We start from the raw sequence: 15778 nt of genomic DNA, 5'->3' as shown, positions 1-15778 counted from the left end.
CTCATGCTGCTCATCGAGAACATCACCAAGACTTTCTTTCCCGGCACGGTCAACGAACGCGTCGCGCTGAACGACGTGTCCCTGCAGCTGAACACCGGCGATTTCGTCACGGTCATCGGCAGCAACGGCGCCGGCAAATCCACCCTGCTCAACATGATCAGCGGCAAGCTTCCGATCGATTCCGGCGACCTGTCAATCGATGGCAGTTCCGTCAAGCGGATGCCCGACTACGCACGCGCCGCGTACGTCGGCCGCGTCTTTCAGGACCCGATGGCCGGCACAGCGCCCGACCTGAGCATCGAGCAGAACCTGGCGCTCGCGCTTCGCCGTGGCAAGCGTCGCGGGCTGGCCTGGGGCGTCACCCACAAGCGCCGCGAGTTCTTTCGCGAAGAGCTTCTCTCGCTCGAGCTCGGCCTCGAAAACCGGCTCAAGGCCCGGGTCGGGCTGCTCTCCGGCGGCCAGCGTCAGGCGCTGTCACTGCTCATGGCGAGCTTCACCCAGCCGCGCATCCTGCTGCTCGACGAGCACACCGCAGCGCTTGACCCCCAGCGGGCCGAACTGGTCACGACGCTCACCGAGAGCATCGTCGCCAAGCACCACCTGACCACCCTCATGGTCACGCACAACATGGAACAGGCGCTTCGCCTCGGCAACCGGCTCATCATGATGCACGAGGGGCAGATCATTCTCGACGTCGACGCCGAGCGCAAGGCCACCATGACCGTGCCCGACCTGCTCGCCGAGTTCGCCAAGATCAAGGGCGCGTCCCTCGACGACCGGGCGTTGCTCGGGTAGTTGGAGACGACGAGAAACGCCGACTCGGCGCTGCGTTGGTGCGCGGGCCGAGTCAGCGGCTTTTGCGGTTCAGCTGCTTAGCGGGCGAGAAACTCGATCGCGGCCTGCTTGAAGGCGCGGGAGCTCACCGCGTTCATGTGGGTGCGGGCGGGCAGCCAGAGCACCTCGGAGTCGGCGGCCAGCGCCGCGAGCTCGGCGGTTCCGGTCGCGAGCACGTCGCGGTCGCCCGTGACGAACAGCAGAGGCCGCACAGGAACGGATGCGCCGGGCTCGAAACGTTCCTTCTTAATCGCAGCGACCAGCCGCAACAGCGCGGGGGTGTTAGCACCCGGCGCAAGCTGCATCAGTGTCATCAACGAGGCGGTCGACTCGTGGGCGATCTCCTCGGAGTCGGATAGAAATATTAGAGCCGCATCGAGATCGAAGTCGGCGAGTGGATCCTCGGCGCTCATGCCGCCGAGGACCGCGCGATTGACCAGGTCGGGCCGCTCGGCGGCGAGTTCCCAAACCAGGCGCGACCCGAGGGAATAGCCGACCAGGTCGACTCCGGAGGCTGGATCGCCCGCCTCGCGTGGCCTGGCACCGGCGAGGGCGAGCACCTCGAGAACGGCGGCGCGCAGGCGGCTGGGGGCGTAGGCATCCATTTCGAGCGGTGCGGCGCTCTCGCCGTGGCCGAGCAGGTCGACAGTAAATACGCGCCGGCCGGCGGCTGTGAGGTCGCGCAGCCAGCCGGTCGCCTCCCAGTTGAGGGCGGTCGACGAGGCGAAACCGTGCACGAGCAGCACCGGGGCAAGGCCAGCGTCGACGGCGGGTTCGTGCTGCTGCCAACTGGTGAGCATTTTCTAGTCCTCGTCGAGCACGGCCGAGAGGCGTACGCGGCGTTTCGGCGCGGCCTCGGCCGGCACGGTTCCCACGATGCCGGCAGAATCGTCGGCGACCGTGAACGTGATCAGCGGAGTGTCAACGAGCACCACGTCGCCGGGCTCGCCGTGCAGCGTGAGCACGATGCCGGCGATTGGTGACGGCAATTCGACCGACGACTTCGTCGTTTCCACCTCGACGAACGGCTGGTTGCGTTCGACCTGGTCGCCGACCTTGACGAGCCATTCGAGCACGGTCGCTTCGAGCAGTCCCTCACCGAGGTCGGGCAGGGGAAAAGAGATTTCAGCCACGGCGGTACTCCAATACGCGTTGAACTCCGAACAGAATTCGGTCAATGTTGGGAATGTACTCGTCCTCCAGGTCGCCGGACGGGTACGGCACGTCGAAGCCGGTCACCCGCTCGACCGGCGCGCGCAGCGTGTCGAAGCAGCTCTGCGAGACGAGCGCGGCCACCTCGGCGCCGAGGCCAGCGGTGTGCGGCCCCTCGTGCACGACGATGGCGCGACGGGTGCGCGAAACGGATGCCGCCAGCCCCGCTTCGTCGATCGGCTTCAGCCAGCGCAGGTCGAGCACCTCGAGTTCGATGCCGTCTTCCGCGGCCAGCTCCGCCACCTGGAGGCAGCGGGAGACCATGGCGCCCCAGGCGATGAGGGTCGCATGCTTGCCCGGGCGGGCGATCACCGAGCCCTCGAGGGCGGAAGTGTCTTCGTCAGCAGCCAGGTCGACCCCGGCCTTGTTCCAGTAGCGCGCCTTCGGTTCCATGAAGATGACCGGGTCGGGCATCGAGGCGGCGTGCTTGAGCAGGTGATAGGCCTGCTGCGGGTTGGCGGGCGACACGACCTTGAGTCCTGGTACGTGCGCGAACAGCGATTCGAGGCTTTCGCCGTGATGTTCGGGGGCGCGAATTCCGCCGAAGCTGGGCACGCGCAGCGTCACCTGCATCGGCAGGGTGCCACGGCTGCGATAGTTCATGCGAGCCAGCTGGGTGATGATCTGATTCACGGCCGGGTAGGCGAAGCCGTCGAACTGCACCTCGGGAATCGGGTGAAAACCCGCCATGGCCAGACCGATCGCGGTACCGAGAATGCCGGACTCTGCCAGCGGGGTGTCAAAGACCCGGTTCGCGCCGAAGCGCTGCCGCAGGCCGTCTGTCACCCGAAAGACACCGCCGAGCACGCCGACGTCTTCGCCGAAGATGAGGGCGCGGTCGTCGGTGTCGAGAATCTCGCCGAGCGCGCGGTTGATGGCCTGCTGCATGGAGAGCTGCAGGAGCGGCGTCTCCCGCACGAGTTCTAACGTGTCAGACATGCTCGGATTCCTCTCTCCACTGGCGCGCCTGGGCGCCGAGCGTCGGGGTTGATTCTTGAAAAACGAAGTTGAACATTTCGCTTCCGGGGCGGCTTTCGAGGGCCACCACGCCGTCGCGAATCTCGTCGGCCCGCGTTTGGGCATCAGCGTCGGTTTTGTCGAAGAAGGCCGCATCGGCCACGCCCTGCTCGACCAGCACCGAACGAAACCGCCTGAGAGGATCTTCGCCGCCGTCGATTTTCTCGTCATCGAGGGTGCGGTAGCGGCCGGGGTCGTCGCTCGTGGAGTGCGGGCCGCGCCGATAGGTCATGGCCTCGACCACGACCGGGCCGAGTCCGGCGCGGGCGTGGGCGACCGCGCGCTGAGTGGCGTCCAGCACGGCGAGCACGTCGTTGCCGTCGATCCGCAGGGCCGGCATGCCGTAGCCAGCAGCGCGAGCGGCGACCGAGCCGCCGGCCACCTGCTGCTCGGTGGGCACCGAAATGGCCCAGCCGTTATTCTGCACGAAGAACACCACCGGCGCCTTCAGAATGGCGGCGAAGTTCATGGCCTCGTGCACGTCACCCTGCGAGCTCGCGCCGTCGCCGAGAAACGCCAGACCAACGCCGAGACCGTCCGGCGAGGCCCCGTTCAAAGTCTGACCGTGCGCCCAGCCGACCGCGTGCAGCACGGATCCGCCGACAACCGCCTGAAATGGCGCGAAGTGGCTGGCGACCGGGTCGTAGAGCCCGCCGTGCCAGATGGCCTTGTGGGTCGACATGTACTCGACCATGTTCAGGCCGAGCGTGTACGCCACGCCCATCTCGCGGTAGGTCGGGAAGACGAAGTCTCGGGTCGTGTCGACGGCGAAGCCAGCGCCGACCTGGGCTGCTTCCTGGCCGAGCATCGGCGCGTAGCCCGGAATGAGACCCTGCCGCTGCCAGGCCACGGCCGAGGTATCGAGCTGGCGCACGTTCGCGAGCATTCGGTACAGGTCGCGGAGGCGGGCCGGGCCTGGAGCTGCGGCATCCGCTTGAGAAGGGGGCAGGGTGTCGAGCGTGGCAGCGAGTGCGCGAGGCGCCATGCTGGCTCCTTCCATCGATGGGCGGGTCACAGTAAAGTTAGTGACTTTGCCCAGCGTTCGCCACAGTGACTAATTGGAGTGCACAATCTGCGAATAATTGTGCGTATTTGAGTCAAATCACCGTACAGTTAGTACATTCATCACCACAGCATTACCGGCACGCGAAAGGTCACCTCATGGACATCGATTCCTTGGATTCCCGCCTCGTCACCCTGTTCTGCGAGCGCCCCAAGCTCTCGGTGCTCGAGGCCTCGCGCCGGCTCAAGGTGGCCAGGGCAACGGTGCAAGCCCGACTCGACCGGCTGATGAGCCGCGGGGTGATCAAGTCGTGGGCTCCGGCGCTCAACCCGAGCGAGTTCGGATTTCCGGTCACCGCCTACTGCTCGCTCACCGTGCGGCAGGATGCCGGCCACGCCGTCGTCGTCGCGGCCCTCGCCAAGATTCCGGAGATTCTCGAACTGCACACGGTCTCCGGCGACAGCGACATGCTCGCTCGGGTCGTCGCCCGGTCGAACGCCGACGTGCAACGGGTGCTCGACCTGATCGTCGCGACGCAGACGGTCGTGCGCTCCTCGAGCGTGATCGTGCTCCAGACCCACATCGAGGCGCAGGCTCTCGCCCTGTTGCAAGCCACGGCCGCTCCCACCAGCGCCCCCGGACCGGCCGATTTTCGTGGCTAATTCAGGAAATTTGGCGACCTCCGGCTCGCGGCGCCCAGACGAGTGCGGCGAAACCATCCCGCCCAGGAGGATCTCCTGAATTAGCCACCGCGCAGCCCCGTGAGACACCAGGTTGAGCGCGGGCGGGCAGCCTCCCGTGAGATAATAAGGGTTGGTCCCTTTTTCTTACGGAGCTCCCACACCTATGGCCCATTCCCTCAGCACGCACGAGATCGCCCGCATCGTCGGCAGCCAGTCGTTCTCGCGCGGTGAACGATACGCCCGCAACGGACACGTCACCGAACAGTCCTGGGCCGCGTCGGGAACACACCTCACCGGTCGCGTCAGCGGCACCAGCCCGCAGCCATACACCGTGCTCGTGTCTTTCACGCTGAATGCCGCCGGCCAGGCCGTTCGAGCCAGCGGTACCTGCACCTGCCCGATGGGGAGCAACTGCAAGCACGTCGCCGCTCTGCTTCTGGCCAGCCGCAGCACGCCCGCCGAGCTGAACGCCGAGCGCACCGCCTCCAACGTGCGGGCCATCGGCGACCGCCGCACCCCCGTCTTCGAATCGACCTTCGTGCCGGCCGCCTACCAGCCACCCGCCCCGGCCCCCGTTGTTCCCATTCGCCCGCCGGTCCCCGCCTGGCGCGCCGCCCTGGCTCCTTTGGCCAAGCCGACCGGCGAGGCCTCCATCAGCACGGCCCTCGCGCTGCAATTCGACCTGCTCGACCCCGCTTACAGTCCCAACCGGCGCCCTGGACCCCGTCGCCTCGGCGCCCGCCCCATGGTCATGGGCAAGAAGGGCAAGTGGATTCGGGGCAACCTCACCTGGGACAACCTGTCTTGGACCCCGGGTACCTACAACCGCGGTCACCGCAAGATTCTTAACGCCCTCTACGCCCTCTCGGCCACCGGTCAGCGCTATTACAGCTACACCGACCACTGGCTCTACCTCGACAACTTCGAGAACAAGGCCCTCTGGGACCTTCTGCACGAAGCCCGGTTGAGCGGTCTGCCCATGGTCTGCGCGACGGATGCCCAGAATCCCGTTCTGCTCTCCCCGACGCCGGCGACGCTCGAGATCGACATTCGCCGCGACGACGAGGGGCTGCTGTTGACCCCACTGCTCGTACTGAACGAGCAACTGCATCGCGGTGCCGAATTCGGATTTATCGGGGACCCTGCGCACGGTGCGTACACCTTCATGAGCCCGGCCGACCCGCTCGCGACCGGCAAGCAGCTCACGCTCGCCCCGTTGAATGCGCAGGTCAGCTCCGAGATTCGGGCCCTCGCGGTCACCGGCGGCTTCGACATCCCGGCCGACGATGAGGCCGCGTTCCTCACCGACTACTACCCATTTCTCCAGCAAAAACTGAGCCTGACCAGCCACGACGCCTCATTTGAGCTGCCCAAGACAGCCCGTCCGCAGCTCGCACTCACCATCACCCACCAAACGGATGCCCGCATCACCCTCGCCTGGGAGTGGCAGTACGTCGCGCCCACCGACACAGCCAAGCCCGCCGCGGCAACCACTGCTGCGACCGGCGGCTTGGGCGGAGCTACTGCGACCGGCCCGGCGGAGGCATCCTCTTTTGTTGCCGCTGCCGACCACGCCGACACCACGACTGCCGCGGTCGCCATTGAAGCCGTGCTGTACCGCCACCCCCTGCGCCCCACGCCGGGCGACACCCGCTTTCGCGATGCGACCCGCGAGAGCGACATCCTGCATGAGGTCGAACGCACGATTGCGTCGTTCGTCGCCATCTGGCAGCCCGCCACCCCGATCAGCCAGGCGCGATTGCTCGAGCACTCCGAGCTGCGCGGTGCCGTCATGATCAGCTTTCTCGGTGAGACCGTGCCGAAGCTCGAAGCGGCCGGCATCGTCGTGCAGGTCTCGGCCGACGCCCCGAGCTACCGCGAAGCCGACGAAGCGCCCGTGATCAGCCTCGCCACCTCCGAAAGTACCGATACCCGTGACTGGTTCGACCTCGCCGTCACCGTGACGATCGAGGGCGAAGACATTCCCTTCGACGACCTCTTTCGCGCGCTGGCCACCGACCAGGACCTGATGATCCTCGACAGCGGCACCTATTTCAGCCTCGACCGGCCCGAGCTGCAGCAGCTCCGACGCCTGATCGAAGAGGCGCGCGGTCTGCAAGAGAGCAACGCCGGTACGCTCGGCCTCAGCCGTTTTCAGGCCGACCTCTGGGACGAACTACAGCTGCTCGGTGTCGTCGCCGAACAGGCCGCCACCTGGCGCAGCGCTGTCGAGGGATTGTCTGAGGCCGCACCGATCGCCGAACGTCCGCTTCCGCCGGCCGTGCACGCCACCCTGCGCGCCTACCAGCAGACCGGGTTCGACTGGCTCAGTTTTCTCTACGACCACCAGCTCGGCGGCGTGCTCGCCGACGACATGGGGCTCGGAAAGACCTTGCAGGCCATCGCCCTCATCGCCCACGCTCGCGACACGCAGCGCGCCTCGGAAGGCACCGCCCGCAAGCCGTTCCTCGTCGTCGCCCCGACAAGCGTCGTGTCGAACTGGGCCGCCGAGTGCGCCAGATTCGCGCCCGACCTCGCCACGGTCGCCATCACGCAGACCGCTGGTAAGCGCGGCTCCAGCCTGCAAGACGAAATGGGCCAAGCGGATGTCGTGATCACCTCCTACACGCTCTTTCGCCTCGATTTCGAGGAGTACAACGCCCAAGACTGGGCCGGCCTGCTGCTCGACGAAGCCCAGTTCGTGAAGAACCACCAGAGCAAGGCGCACGTCTGCGCGCGCCGCCTGCGCACCCCGTTCAAGCTGGCCATCACCGGCACCCCGATGGAAAACAACCTGATGGAACTGTGGTCGCTGCTTTCCATCACCGCGCCCGGCCTGTTCCCGAGCCCCAGCCGCTTCGCCGACTACTACCGCAAACCCATTGAAACGGATGCCGACGCCGACCGGCTTGCGCAGCTGCGCCGCCGCATCCGCCCATTCATGCTGCGGCGCACCAAGGCCGAGGTTGCCAGCGATCTGCCCGAGAAGCAGGAACAGGTGCTCGAACTCGACCTGCACCCGCGGCACCGCAAGGTCTACGACATGCACCTCGCCCGCGAGCGCCAAAAGGTACTCGGCCTGATCGAGGACATGAACGCGAACCGGTTCGAGATCTTTCGCTCGCTCACCATGCTGCGCCAGCTCAGCCTCGACGCAAGCCTGTACGACGCGAAGTATGACGCGATCCCGTCGACCAAACTCGATGCCCTTCTCGAACTGCTGGAGGATACCGTCGCTGAGGGCCACCGCACGCTCATCTTCAGCCAGTTCACCCAATACCTCGGCAAGGCGCGCGACCGACTCGACGCCGCTGGCATCAGCTACTCCTATCTCGACGGCAAGACCCGCAACCGGGCCAAGGCCATCAGCGACTTCAAAGAGGGCACCAGCTCGGTCTTCCTGATCAGCCTCAAGGCCGGCGGATTCGGCCTCAACCTCACCGAGGCCGACTACGTTATTCTGCTCGACCCGTGGTGGAACCCGGCGACCGAGGCCCAGGCCGTCGACCGAGTGCACCGCATCGGCCAGACCAAGAACGTCATGGTCTACCGCCTCGTCTCCAAAGACACCATCGAGGAGAAGGTCATGGCCCTCAAAGCCACCAAGGCCCGCCTGTTCGAGAGTGTCATGACCGACGGCGCCCCAGCCGGCACCGCCCTGACGGCCGCCGACATCCGCGAGCTCCTGGCCTGACTCGCCCTGCCCGCCTTCCCGGCGCACCTATATGGACGGGGCCCGGGCCCTGGGCCCAGTTTATAAACTGGGCCCAGGGCCGCAAGGTGGGCCGGCAACCGCCGAACGCCCCGCTGGCGTATACAGGCTGAGCAGCCAGAGCTGACACCCAGCGTTCACCCAGCACCCCTAGACTGCACGCGACGGCCCCACCTCGCACCCTGCAGAAACGGTCCTATGTCCAACATCTTCGATCGGATCGACGCCCGACTCGCGACGACGCTCACCCCGAGCCGCCGCCTGATGCTGCAGCGGCCGCGCACCCTCGTGCTCGGTTTTCTCGGTCTCCACACGGTGTTCCTGTTCGCGCTGCTGCCGACCATCCTCACCGGCGGGGTTCTGGGAGACCTGCCGCTGTACCGTACCTGGGCTGAACTCGGCCTGGAGCACGGCGTGTGGCAGGGTATCGACACCGAGTGGGTGTACCCGATCGGCGCCATGCTGCCGATCGCCTTGGCGGGCATCGCCGGCCCCCTGCTCTACCAACTGCTCTGGTTTCTGATGACGGCCGCGTTGAACGCCATCGCGGTCGGGGCGCTCACCGACTGGGGTCGGCGCCGTAGCGGCTTCAAATCGGCCTGGTACTGGCTGTTCGCGTCGTTTCTGCTGAGTCCGGTGGGATTGCTGCGGCTGGAAGGAATCACGGCGCCACTGGTCATCGTCTCTCTCCTGCTGCTCGCGAAACGGCCGGTTGTCGCCGCAGCCGTGCTGACCCTCGCCACCTGGATCAAGGTCTGGCCGGCCGCCGTCGTGCTCGCGGTGGTCACCGTCTCGCCCCGCCGTCGCACGGTGGTGCTCACCGGCGCGGCCGTGTCGGCGGGGGTGGCGACATCCGTTTGGCTTCTGGGTGGCTGGCAATTTCTCACCGGATTCGTCACCGAACAGTCCGACCGTGCCCTGCAATTGGAAGCGCCCATCACGACTCCGTGGGTGTGGCTGGCCACACTTGGCCACCATGGCACGGTCATCTACGAGAATTTCGCCATCGCCACCCGCGAGGTGAGTGGTCCAGGCACCACCCTCGTCGCCTCACTGATGACGCCGGTCATGTTCGGTACCATCGCGGCGATCTTCGTACTGATGCTCATTGCTCAGCACCGCCGAGCGGATGCCGCCCAGCTGTTGCTGGTCGGCGCCCTTGCCCTGGTCAGCGCCTTCATCGTCTTCAACAAGGTGGGGTCACCGCAGTACATGCTGTGGCTGGTGCCGGTGGTTGCGGTGGGTGTGGGCACCAGCTGGGCCGAGTGGCGGGTGCCCGCCGTGCTGATGCTGGCTATCTCGGGACTGACAACACTGATCTTCCCGATCTTCTACCTGCCGCTCATCGACGGCGACCTGTTCTCACTGCTGCTGCTCACCGCGCGCAACGCTCTACTGGTCGTACTGTTCGGCTGGTCGGTCAAGCATCTGGCGCGACTGGCCTGGGCTGCGCCGGGTCGAGAGATCTTGACCCGTCGCACACTCCCAGTCGGCCAAGGCAGAATAGACGGGTGACCACGACGACGACCTTCGCCCTCATCCGCCACGGCCAGACCGATTGGAACGCCGCCGCGCGAATCCAGGGCGCCACCGACATTCCGCTCAACGACGTGGGGCGCGGCCAGGCAGCGGATGCCGTCGCCCCCCTGAAACGCTATGACTGGGACTTCATCGTCTCGTCGCCGTTGTCACGTGCGGCCGAAACCGCCGACCTCATCGGCGAACAACTCGGACTCGACGAGGCCCGGCGCATTCCGGGTCTGATCGAGCGCAACTACGGGCCAGCCGAGGGGCTCAGCGCCGGCTCGGAACTCGACGCGCTGCGTTTCCCCGGCGGATTCCACGGCGCCGAGACCGAGGAAGCTGTCGCTGCTCGGGGTATCGACGCCCTGCGCGAGCTGGCCAGCGAGCACCCTGGAGCCCGCATCATCGTCGTCGCGCACGGCACGCTCATTCGTTTGAGCCTCGCGCAGGCTCTCGATGCGCGCATCGAGAGCATCAGCAACGCCTCGCTCAACCTCGTGCACCATCACCACGCGCACGGCGACGACACTATCGTCTGGCAGCTCGACGTGTTGAACGGTGAGCCGCTCGTGCACGCCTGACCTGGTCAATCCCCTAGCGGCCGGTCGACACCGTTACGGTGAACTTGGTGTTGCGGCCAACCTGGCGGGTCGAACCGACGATGCGGGTGAGCATCGGGCGGTAACCGAGGTGCGTGTTCCACACTGTCCACAGCTCGCCGCCGGGCGCGAGCACCCGGGCCGCGTCGTTGAACAGCTTCTCGGCGAGGCCGGCATGCACCGACGCTCCAATATGAAACGGCGGGTTGAGCAGAATCAGGTCGGCGGAGTCATCGGCTTGGCCGGACAGGCCGTCGGCGCGCACCACGGTGACCCGATCGGCCAGCGCGTTGGCATCGACGGTTGCGCGAGCGGATGCGACGGCCACGGCCGACTGATCCGTCGCCAGCACTCGCAACAGCGGTCGCTGCGCGGCCAGTGCCGCGGCGAGCACACCGGTACCGCAGCCGAGGTCGATGGCACGTTCGGCGTCGGGCTTCATGCGGTCGAGCACCTCGAGCAGCGCCCGGGTGCCGATGTCGATGCTGGTTCCGGCAAAAACGCCGCCGTGGCCTCGTACTGTCAGGTCGAAGTCGTCGTGCTTCTCACTGTGCGGCCAGTCGGTCGTTGACGTGGCCAGGGGCGACGAGGCAATCAGCACGCGGGACTTCTGGCGGGCCGGGCGCACGTTGAGGGCGCCGAAGTGGCGGCGCAGCACCTCGTTCATGCTCACGGTCATGTGCTTGATGCGGCCGCCGGCGAAGACGATCACATCGGGCGCGGCGTACTTCGCGATGGCGCCGGCGATCTCGTCCAGCTCATCGAGGCTTTTTGGCAGCTGCAGCAGCACGACGTGGGCGTCCTTCAGCAGTTCTTCGCCGAGCGGAAGGGAGCGGTAGGCATCCGTCAGGTTGACGCCGGAGGCGTTGCTGTCGAGCGCGTATTCGCCCGAGAGCGCGTCCTGGTAGACGCGAATACCGCGCGCGTTGTGCAGCGCTGCGGCACCGAGGGTGAGGGCGCCGTAGCGGTCCTCGAGCACGACGACTCCGCCGGAACGGTAGGCGGCGAGCGCGCCGGCAGCTTCATCGAGAATGAGCCGGTCGCTGGCATCGACGGCGAAGAGGTTCTCGGCCTCGATGTCAGGCCTGCGGCGCAGTCGGTCGAAATCGAATTCGTTCACGTTGTCTACTGTGCCTTTCAACGGCGTAAACGTGTTGGCGTTCCGCGGCGCGGACTGGTCGTGCGTGCCCGATTCGGACATGGTTCCCCCTGAAAGTGGTGCTGGTGCAACCAGTTCGTGCTGTGAAACAAAAACGTGGAGCTGACTATGGTCTGGGCTGCCGCCAGATGACAATCTGGTTGCTGCGCCTGGTGCGAGTGCCCGCCTTCATTGAAATGACGTCGCCGGCCGAGCCAGCCGCGAAAACGCGGCGGCCCGGACGGTTCAGTAGTTCATCGGCGAGCGTCGATTCCAACTCGCGCACACGGTTTTCGAGACCGCGCACGTGATCCTCGAGTTCGAGGATACGACGGATGCCTTCCAAACTCACGCCCTCCGAGCCCAGTTCCGCAATTTCACGGAGCTTTGCCACGTCGAGCATCGAGTACCGTCGGCTCTTGCCGGGGGTGCGTTCCGGGCTGACGAGGCCCAGGCGATCGTATTGGCGCAGGGTTTGCGGGTGCATTCCCGCAAGCTCAGCGGCCGTGGAAATCACGAAAACCCGGGTGGTCTCGTCCATGATCAGCCCTTCGCCCGCGCGATCAATTCATCGCGCGGGTTTTCCTTGGGCAGCGCTTCGGCGAACGCGGCAAGTTTCTCTTCCGCATCCTTCGAGAGGTGCGAGGGAACCGCGACCTGCACAACAGCAAGCAAGTCGCCCGTGCCCTTGGCCGTGGTGACGCCGCGGCCCTTGACCCGCAGCACGCGGCCACCGGGAGTGCCAGGGGCAACGCGCAGCTTGACCGGGCTGCCACCGAGCGTTGGCACCTCGATCGTCGCGCCGAGGCTGGCCTCGACGAAAGTCACCGGCACGGTCACGCGCAAGTTGAGGCCATCACGTTCGAACACCGGATGCTTGCGCACGGTGATCGTGAGCACGATATCGCCGGTCTCGCCGCCATCGGGGCTGGGCTGGCCCTTGCCGCGCAGACGAATCTTCTGCCCGTCGGCGACACCGGCCGGAACCTTAACCTTGATCGGTCGACCATCCTGCGTTTGCAGGCTGATCTGGTCGCCCTGCGTCGCCGTGATGAAGTCGATGGTCGTCGAAGCGATCACGTCTCGACCGCGGGTGGGCGCGCCCGACCCGCGGTAGCCGCCGGTGGGGTTGCCGAAGCCGCCCCCACCGCCACCACCGCGCCCGAACATACCCCCGAGGATATCGTCGAAGCCGCCCTGCTCGAAGGTGTAGCTCTGCTGACGGCTTCCGCCGCCGAACATGCCGCCGAAGGCGTCCTCGAACCCGCCGCTCTGGGCCCGGCCGCCGGGCGCGGCGAACCGCGCCCCGCTGCCCATGGCCCGAACGGCGTCATATTCCTTGCGCTGGGCTGGGTCATTCAATACCGAGTGCGCCTCGCTGAGCTCCTTGAACTTCGCCTCAGCGGTGGGGTTCCCCGGGTTGGAATCCGGGTGGTACTTGCGAGCCAGCTTGCGGTACGCCTTCTTCAACTCGGCCGGCGTGACATCTTTCGATACCCCGAGAACCTTGTAGAAGTCTTTGTCGAACCAGTCCTGGCTAGCCATCGCTCGGTACCTGAACGACGACCTTGGCCGCGCGCAGCAGCGTGGAGCCGAGGTAGTACCCCGTCTCCGCGACGTCGCCCACGGTTTCGGTGTCGACGGCGGCACTGGGCTGCTGGAAGATCGCCTCGTGCATGGTCGGGTCGAACGGTTCGCCGACCGTACCAAACGAGGTCAGTCCGAGACGCTCAACGCTCGCCCGCAGCTTGGCCGCGATCGTGGCGAAGGCGGAGTCGGGCACGAGATCGCCGTGCTTTTCAGCACGGTAGATGTCGTCGAGTACTGGAATCAGCACCTTGACGATATCCCCGGTCACGCGCTCTTTCTCGATGGCACGGTTGGCTTCGGTGCGCCGACGGTAGTTGGCGTACTCGGCCGTGACGCGCTTGAGGTCGGCGAGGTGTTCGCTCGTCGGCTCAGCAACTTCGCGCTCCGCCGCGTCCAGAATGTCCTGAACGGTCAGTTCGTCTTCTTCGATGCCATCGGCCGAAGCCGCCGCATCGCCGTCAGCAGCGGATGCCGATTCCTCCGGCAGTCCCGCACCCGCCGCGGCGGTGCCGTCATCGGGCACCCCCGCAGCGTCGTTGTCTGGATGTTTCTTGTCAGCCATAGTTGCGGCCTACTTCTTCTTCTCGTCTTCGTCGTCGTCCACAACCTCGGCGTCGACAACGTCTTCGTCTTTGTTCTCGTCGGCGCCGGTCTCGTCGGTGCCGGCTTCGTCAGAGCCGGCTGCGGCATCCGCTTGGCTGGACTTGTAGATGGCCTCGCCGAGCTTGCCCTGGCTTTCGTTGAGCTTGTCGAACGCGGTCTTCACCGCGTCCTCGTCGTCGCCGGCGAGAGCAGACTTGAGGGCGTCGACGTCAGCCTGCACCTCATTCTTCACGTCTTCGGGCAGCTTGTCGACGTTGTCCTTGATCAGCTTCTCGATCGAGTAGGCGAGCTGCTCGGCCGTGTTGCGGGTCTCGGCGACTTCGCGCAGGCGCTTGTCTTCTGCGGCGTGCTCTTCACCCTCGCGCACCATGCGCTCGATGTCTTCCTTCGCGAGCGAGGAACCGCCCGTGATGGTCATCGACTGCTCGGTACCGGTGCCCTTGTCCTTGGCGGACACGTGCACGATGCCGTTGGCGTCAATGTCGAAGGTGACCTCGACCTGCGGAATACCGCGCGGCGCCGGAGCGATGCCGGTGAGCTCGAAGGTTCCGAGGTTCTTGTTGTCGCGGGTGAACTCGCGCTCGCCCTGGAACACCTGAATCGCAACGGACGGCTGGTTGTCGTCGGCCGTGGTGAAGGTTTCGCTGCGCTTGGTCGGGATGGCCGTGTTGCGCTCGATCAGGCGCGTCATGATGCCGCCCTTGGTCTCGATGCCGAGGCTCAGCGGGGTGACGTCGATGAGCAGAACGTCCTTACGCTCGCCCTTCAGCACGCCGGCCTGGAGCGCGGCGCCGACAGCGACGACCTCGTCCGGGTTGACGCCCTTGTTCGGGTCCTTGCCGCCGGTCTCGCTCTTGACGAGCTCATACACGGCGGGCATGCGGGTAGAACCACCGACGAGAACCACGTGGGCGATGTCGCCGACCTTGACGCCGGCCTCACGGATGACGTCCTGGAAGGGCTTCTTGGTGCGGTCGAGCAGGTCTTCGGTCATCTTCTCGAACTGGGCGCGGGTGAGCGTCTCGTCGAGGTTGGCCGGACCATTTTCGGTCAGCGACAGGTAGGGCAGCTGGATGCTCGTCGACATGCTCGAAGAGAGTTCCTTCTTGGCCTGCTCGGCAGCTTCCTTGAGGCGCTGCTTGGCGATCTTGTCCTTCGACACGTCAACGCCGGTGGTCTCCTTGAAACGCTTGATCAGGTGATCAACGATGCGCTGGTCCCAGTCGTCGCCGCCCAGGCGGTTGTCACCAGCGGTCGAGCGCACCTGAATCGTCGAGAAGTCGTCGTCCTTGCCCACCTCGAGCAGCGACACGTCGAACGTTCCGCCTCCGAGGTCGAAGACCAGGATGAGCTCGTCTTCCTTGCCCTTGTCGAGGCCGTAAGCCAGCGCGGCGGCGGTGGGCTCGTTGATGATGCGCAGCACGTTGAGTCCGGCGATCTCGCCGGCCTCCTTGGTGGCCTGACGCTCGGCGTCGTTGAAGTACGCGGGCACGGTCACGACGGCGTCGGTGACCTTCTCGCCCAGGTACTGCTCGGCGTCACGCTTGAGCTTGGCGAGAATACGCGCCGAAATCTCCTGCGGGGTGTACTTCTTGTCGTCGATGCCGACGGTCCAGCCGGTTCCCATGTGGCGCTTGACGCTGGAGATGGTGCGGTCGACGTTGGTGACGTTCTGGCGCTTGGCGGTTTCTCCGACGAGAACCTCGCCGTCCTTGGTGAACGCGACCACCGAGGGGGTGGTGCGCAAGCCTTCAGCGTTGGCGATGACGGTGGGTTCTCCACCTTCGAGCACGGCCACCACAGAGTTGGTGGTTCCGAGGTCAATACCTACTGCACGAGCCATGTGGGTTGTTCTCCTTCAAT

Annotated in this window: 14 protein-coding genes; 5 read left to right on the top strand and 9 right to left on the bottom strand. The window is 66.0% G+C overall.

The window, feature by feature from the left end:
• The first annotated feature begins 3 nt into the window (after positions 1–3).
• The gene (locus tag CXY78_RS15010) at positions 4–795 is read left to right on the top strand and encodes an ABC transporter ATP-binding protein (RefSeq protein WP_092338254.1); all 792 of its coding nucleotides are present in this window, start codon (positions 4–6) and stop codon (positions 793–795) included.
• A 77-nt stretch (positions 796–872) separates the two neighbouring features.
• Here the strand turns inward: CXY78_RS15010 and CXY78_RS15005 are convergent, their stop codons facing one another.
• From CXY78_RS15005 to CXY78_RS14990, 4 genes are read right to left on the bottom strand one after another with little or no spacing between them, the layout of a single operon-like run.
• Positions 873–1634, bottom strand: coding sequence for an alpha/beta fold hydrolase (locus CXY78_RS15005; RefSeq protein WP_092338256.1), 762 nt, complete (start codon positions 1632–1634; stop codon positions 873–875).
• 3 nt (positions 1635–1637) lie between these two features.
• Positions 1638–1967, bottom strand: a complete 330-nt coding sequence (locus tag CXY78_RS15000) for a biotin/lipoyl-containing protein (RefSeq protein WP_092338258.1) — start codon at positions 1965–1967, stop codon at positions 1638–1640.
• The gene (locus CXY78_RS14995; protein WP_104090025.1) at positions 1960–2985 is read right to left on the bottom strand and encodes an alpha-ketoacid dehydrogenase subunit beta; all 1026 of its coding nucleotides are present in this window, start codon (positions 2983–2985) and stop codon (positions 1960–1962) included. Before CXY78_RS14995 ends, CXY78_RS15000 begins: the two co-directional genes overlap by 8 nt.
• Positions 2978–4048: a thiamine pyrophosphate-dependent enzyme gene (locus CXY78_RS14990; RefSeq protein WP_104090023.1), complete on the bottom strand. Its 1071-nt coding sequence runs from the start codon at positions 4046–4048 to the stop codon at positions 2978–2980. The genes CXY78_RS14995 and CXY78_RS14990 overlap by 8 nt, the downstream gene beginning before the upstream one ends.
• A 176-nt stretch (positions 4049–4224) precedes the next feature.
• On the opposite strand from CXY78_RS14990, the gene CXY78_RS14985 reads away from it, so the two are divergent.
• The 4 genes from CXY78_RS14985 to CXY78_RS14970 all read left to right on the top strand — a co-directional run bounded on the left by CXY78_RS14985 (position 4225) and on the right by CXY78_RS14970 (position 10566).
• A complete protein-coding gene (locus CXY78_RS14985; RefSeq protein ID WP_092338263.1) occupies positions 4225–4728 on the top strand; it encodes an Lrp/AsnC family transcriptional regulator in 504 nt (167 codons plus the stop codon).
• A 184-nt stretch (positions 4729–4912) separates the two neighbouring features.
• Entirely contained in the window at positions 4913–8443 is a 3531-nt protein-coding gene (locus tag CXY78_RS14980; protein WP_140425719.1) for a DEAD/DEAH box helicase, read from the top strand.
• Positions 8444–8659: 216 nt separating this feature from the next.
• Complete coding sequence (locus CXY78_RS14975) at positions 8660–9976, top strand: glycosyltransferase 87 family protein (protein ID WP_092338265.1); 1317 nt, start codon at positions 8660–8662, stop codon at positions 9974–9976.
• The gene (locus tag CXY78_RS14970) at positions 9973–10566 is read left to right on the top strand and encodes a histidine phosphatase family protein (RefSeq protein ID WP_092338267.1); all 594 of its coding nucleotides are present in this window, start codon (positions 9973–9975) and stop codon (positions 10564–10566) included. The genes CXY78_RS14975 and CXY78_RS14970 overlap by 4 nt, the downstream gene beginning before the upstream one ends.
• A 13-nt stretch (positions 10567–10579) precedes the next feature.
• On the opposite strand, the gene CXY78_RS14965 is transcribed toward CXY78_RS14970, so the two are convergent.
• The 5 genes from CXY78_RS14965 to dnaK form a co-directional block, all read right to left on the bottom strand.
• Positions 10580–11704 carry a class I SAM-dependent methyltransferase gene (locus CXY78_RS14965; RefSeq protein ID WP_233206203.1) on the bottom strand — a complete coding sequence of 375 codons (1125 nt, stop codon included), beginning with the start codon at positions 11702–11704 and terminating at the stop codon, positions 10580–10582.
• A 145-nt stretch (positions 11705–11849) separates the two neighbouring features.
• The gene (locus CXY78_RS14960; protein WP_092338270.1) at positions 11850–12263 is read right to left on the bottom strand and encodes a heat shock protein transcriptional repressor HspR; all 414 of its coding nucleotides are present in this window, start codon (positions 12261–12263) and stop codon (positions 11850–11852) included.
• Positions 12264–12265: 2 nt separating this feature from the next.
• The gene (locus tag CXY78_RS14955; protein WP_092338272.1) at positions 12266–13267 is read right to left on the bottom strand and encodes a DnaJ C-terminal domain-containing protein; all 1002 of its coding nucleotides are present in this window, start codon (positions 13265–13267) and stop codon (positions 12266–12268) included.
• Complete coding sequence (locus CXY78_RS14950; RefSeq protein ID WP_104090021.1) at positions 13260–13874, bottom strand: nucleotide exchange factor GrpE; 615 nt, start codon at positions 13872–13874, stop codon at positions 13260–13262. Before CXY78_RS14950 ends, CXY78_RS14955 begins: the two co-directional genes overlap by 8 nt.
• Positions 13875–13883: 9 nt before the next feature.
• On the bottom strand, positions 13884–15758 hold the full coding sequence (gene dnaK / locus CXY78_RS14945; RefSeq protein ID WP_092338276.1) for a molecular chaperone DnaK: 1875 nt from the start codon (positions 15756–15758) through the stop codon (positions 13884–13886).
• Positions 15759–15778: the final 20 nt, after the last annotated feature.

The organism is Cryobacterium sp. N19 (genome assembly GCF_002929595.1).
Taxonomy (GTDB): Bacteria; Actinomycetota; Actinomycetes; order Actinomycetales; family Microbacteriaceae; genus Cryobacterium; species Cryobacterium flavum.
The sequence above is the reverse complement of the archived record's forward strand: the minus strand, read 5'-3'. Positions and strand labels throughout refer to the sequence as shown.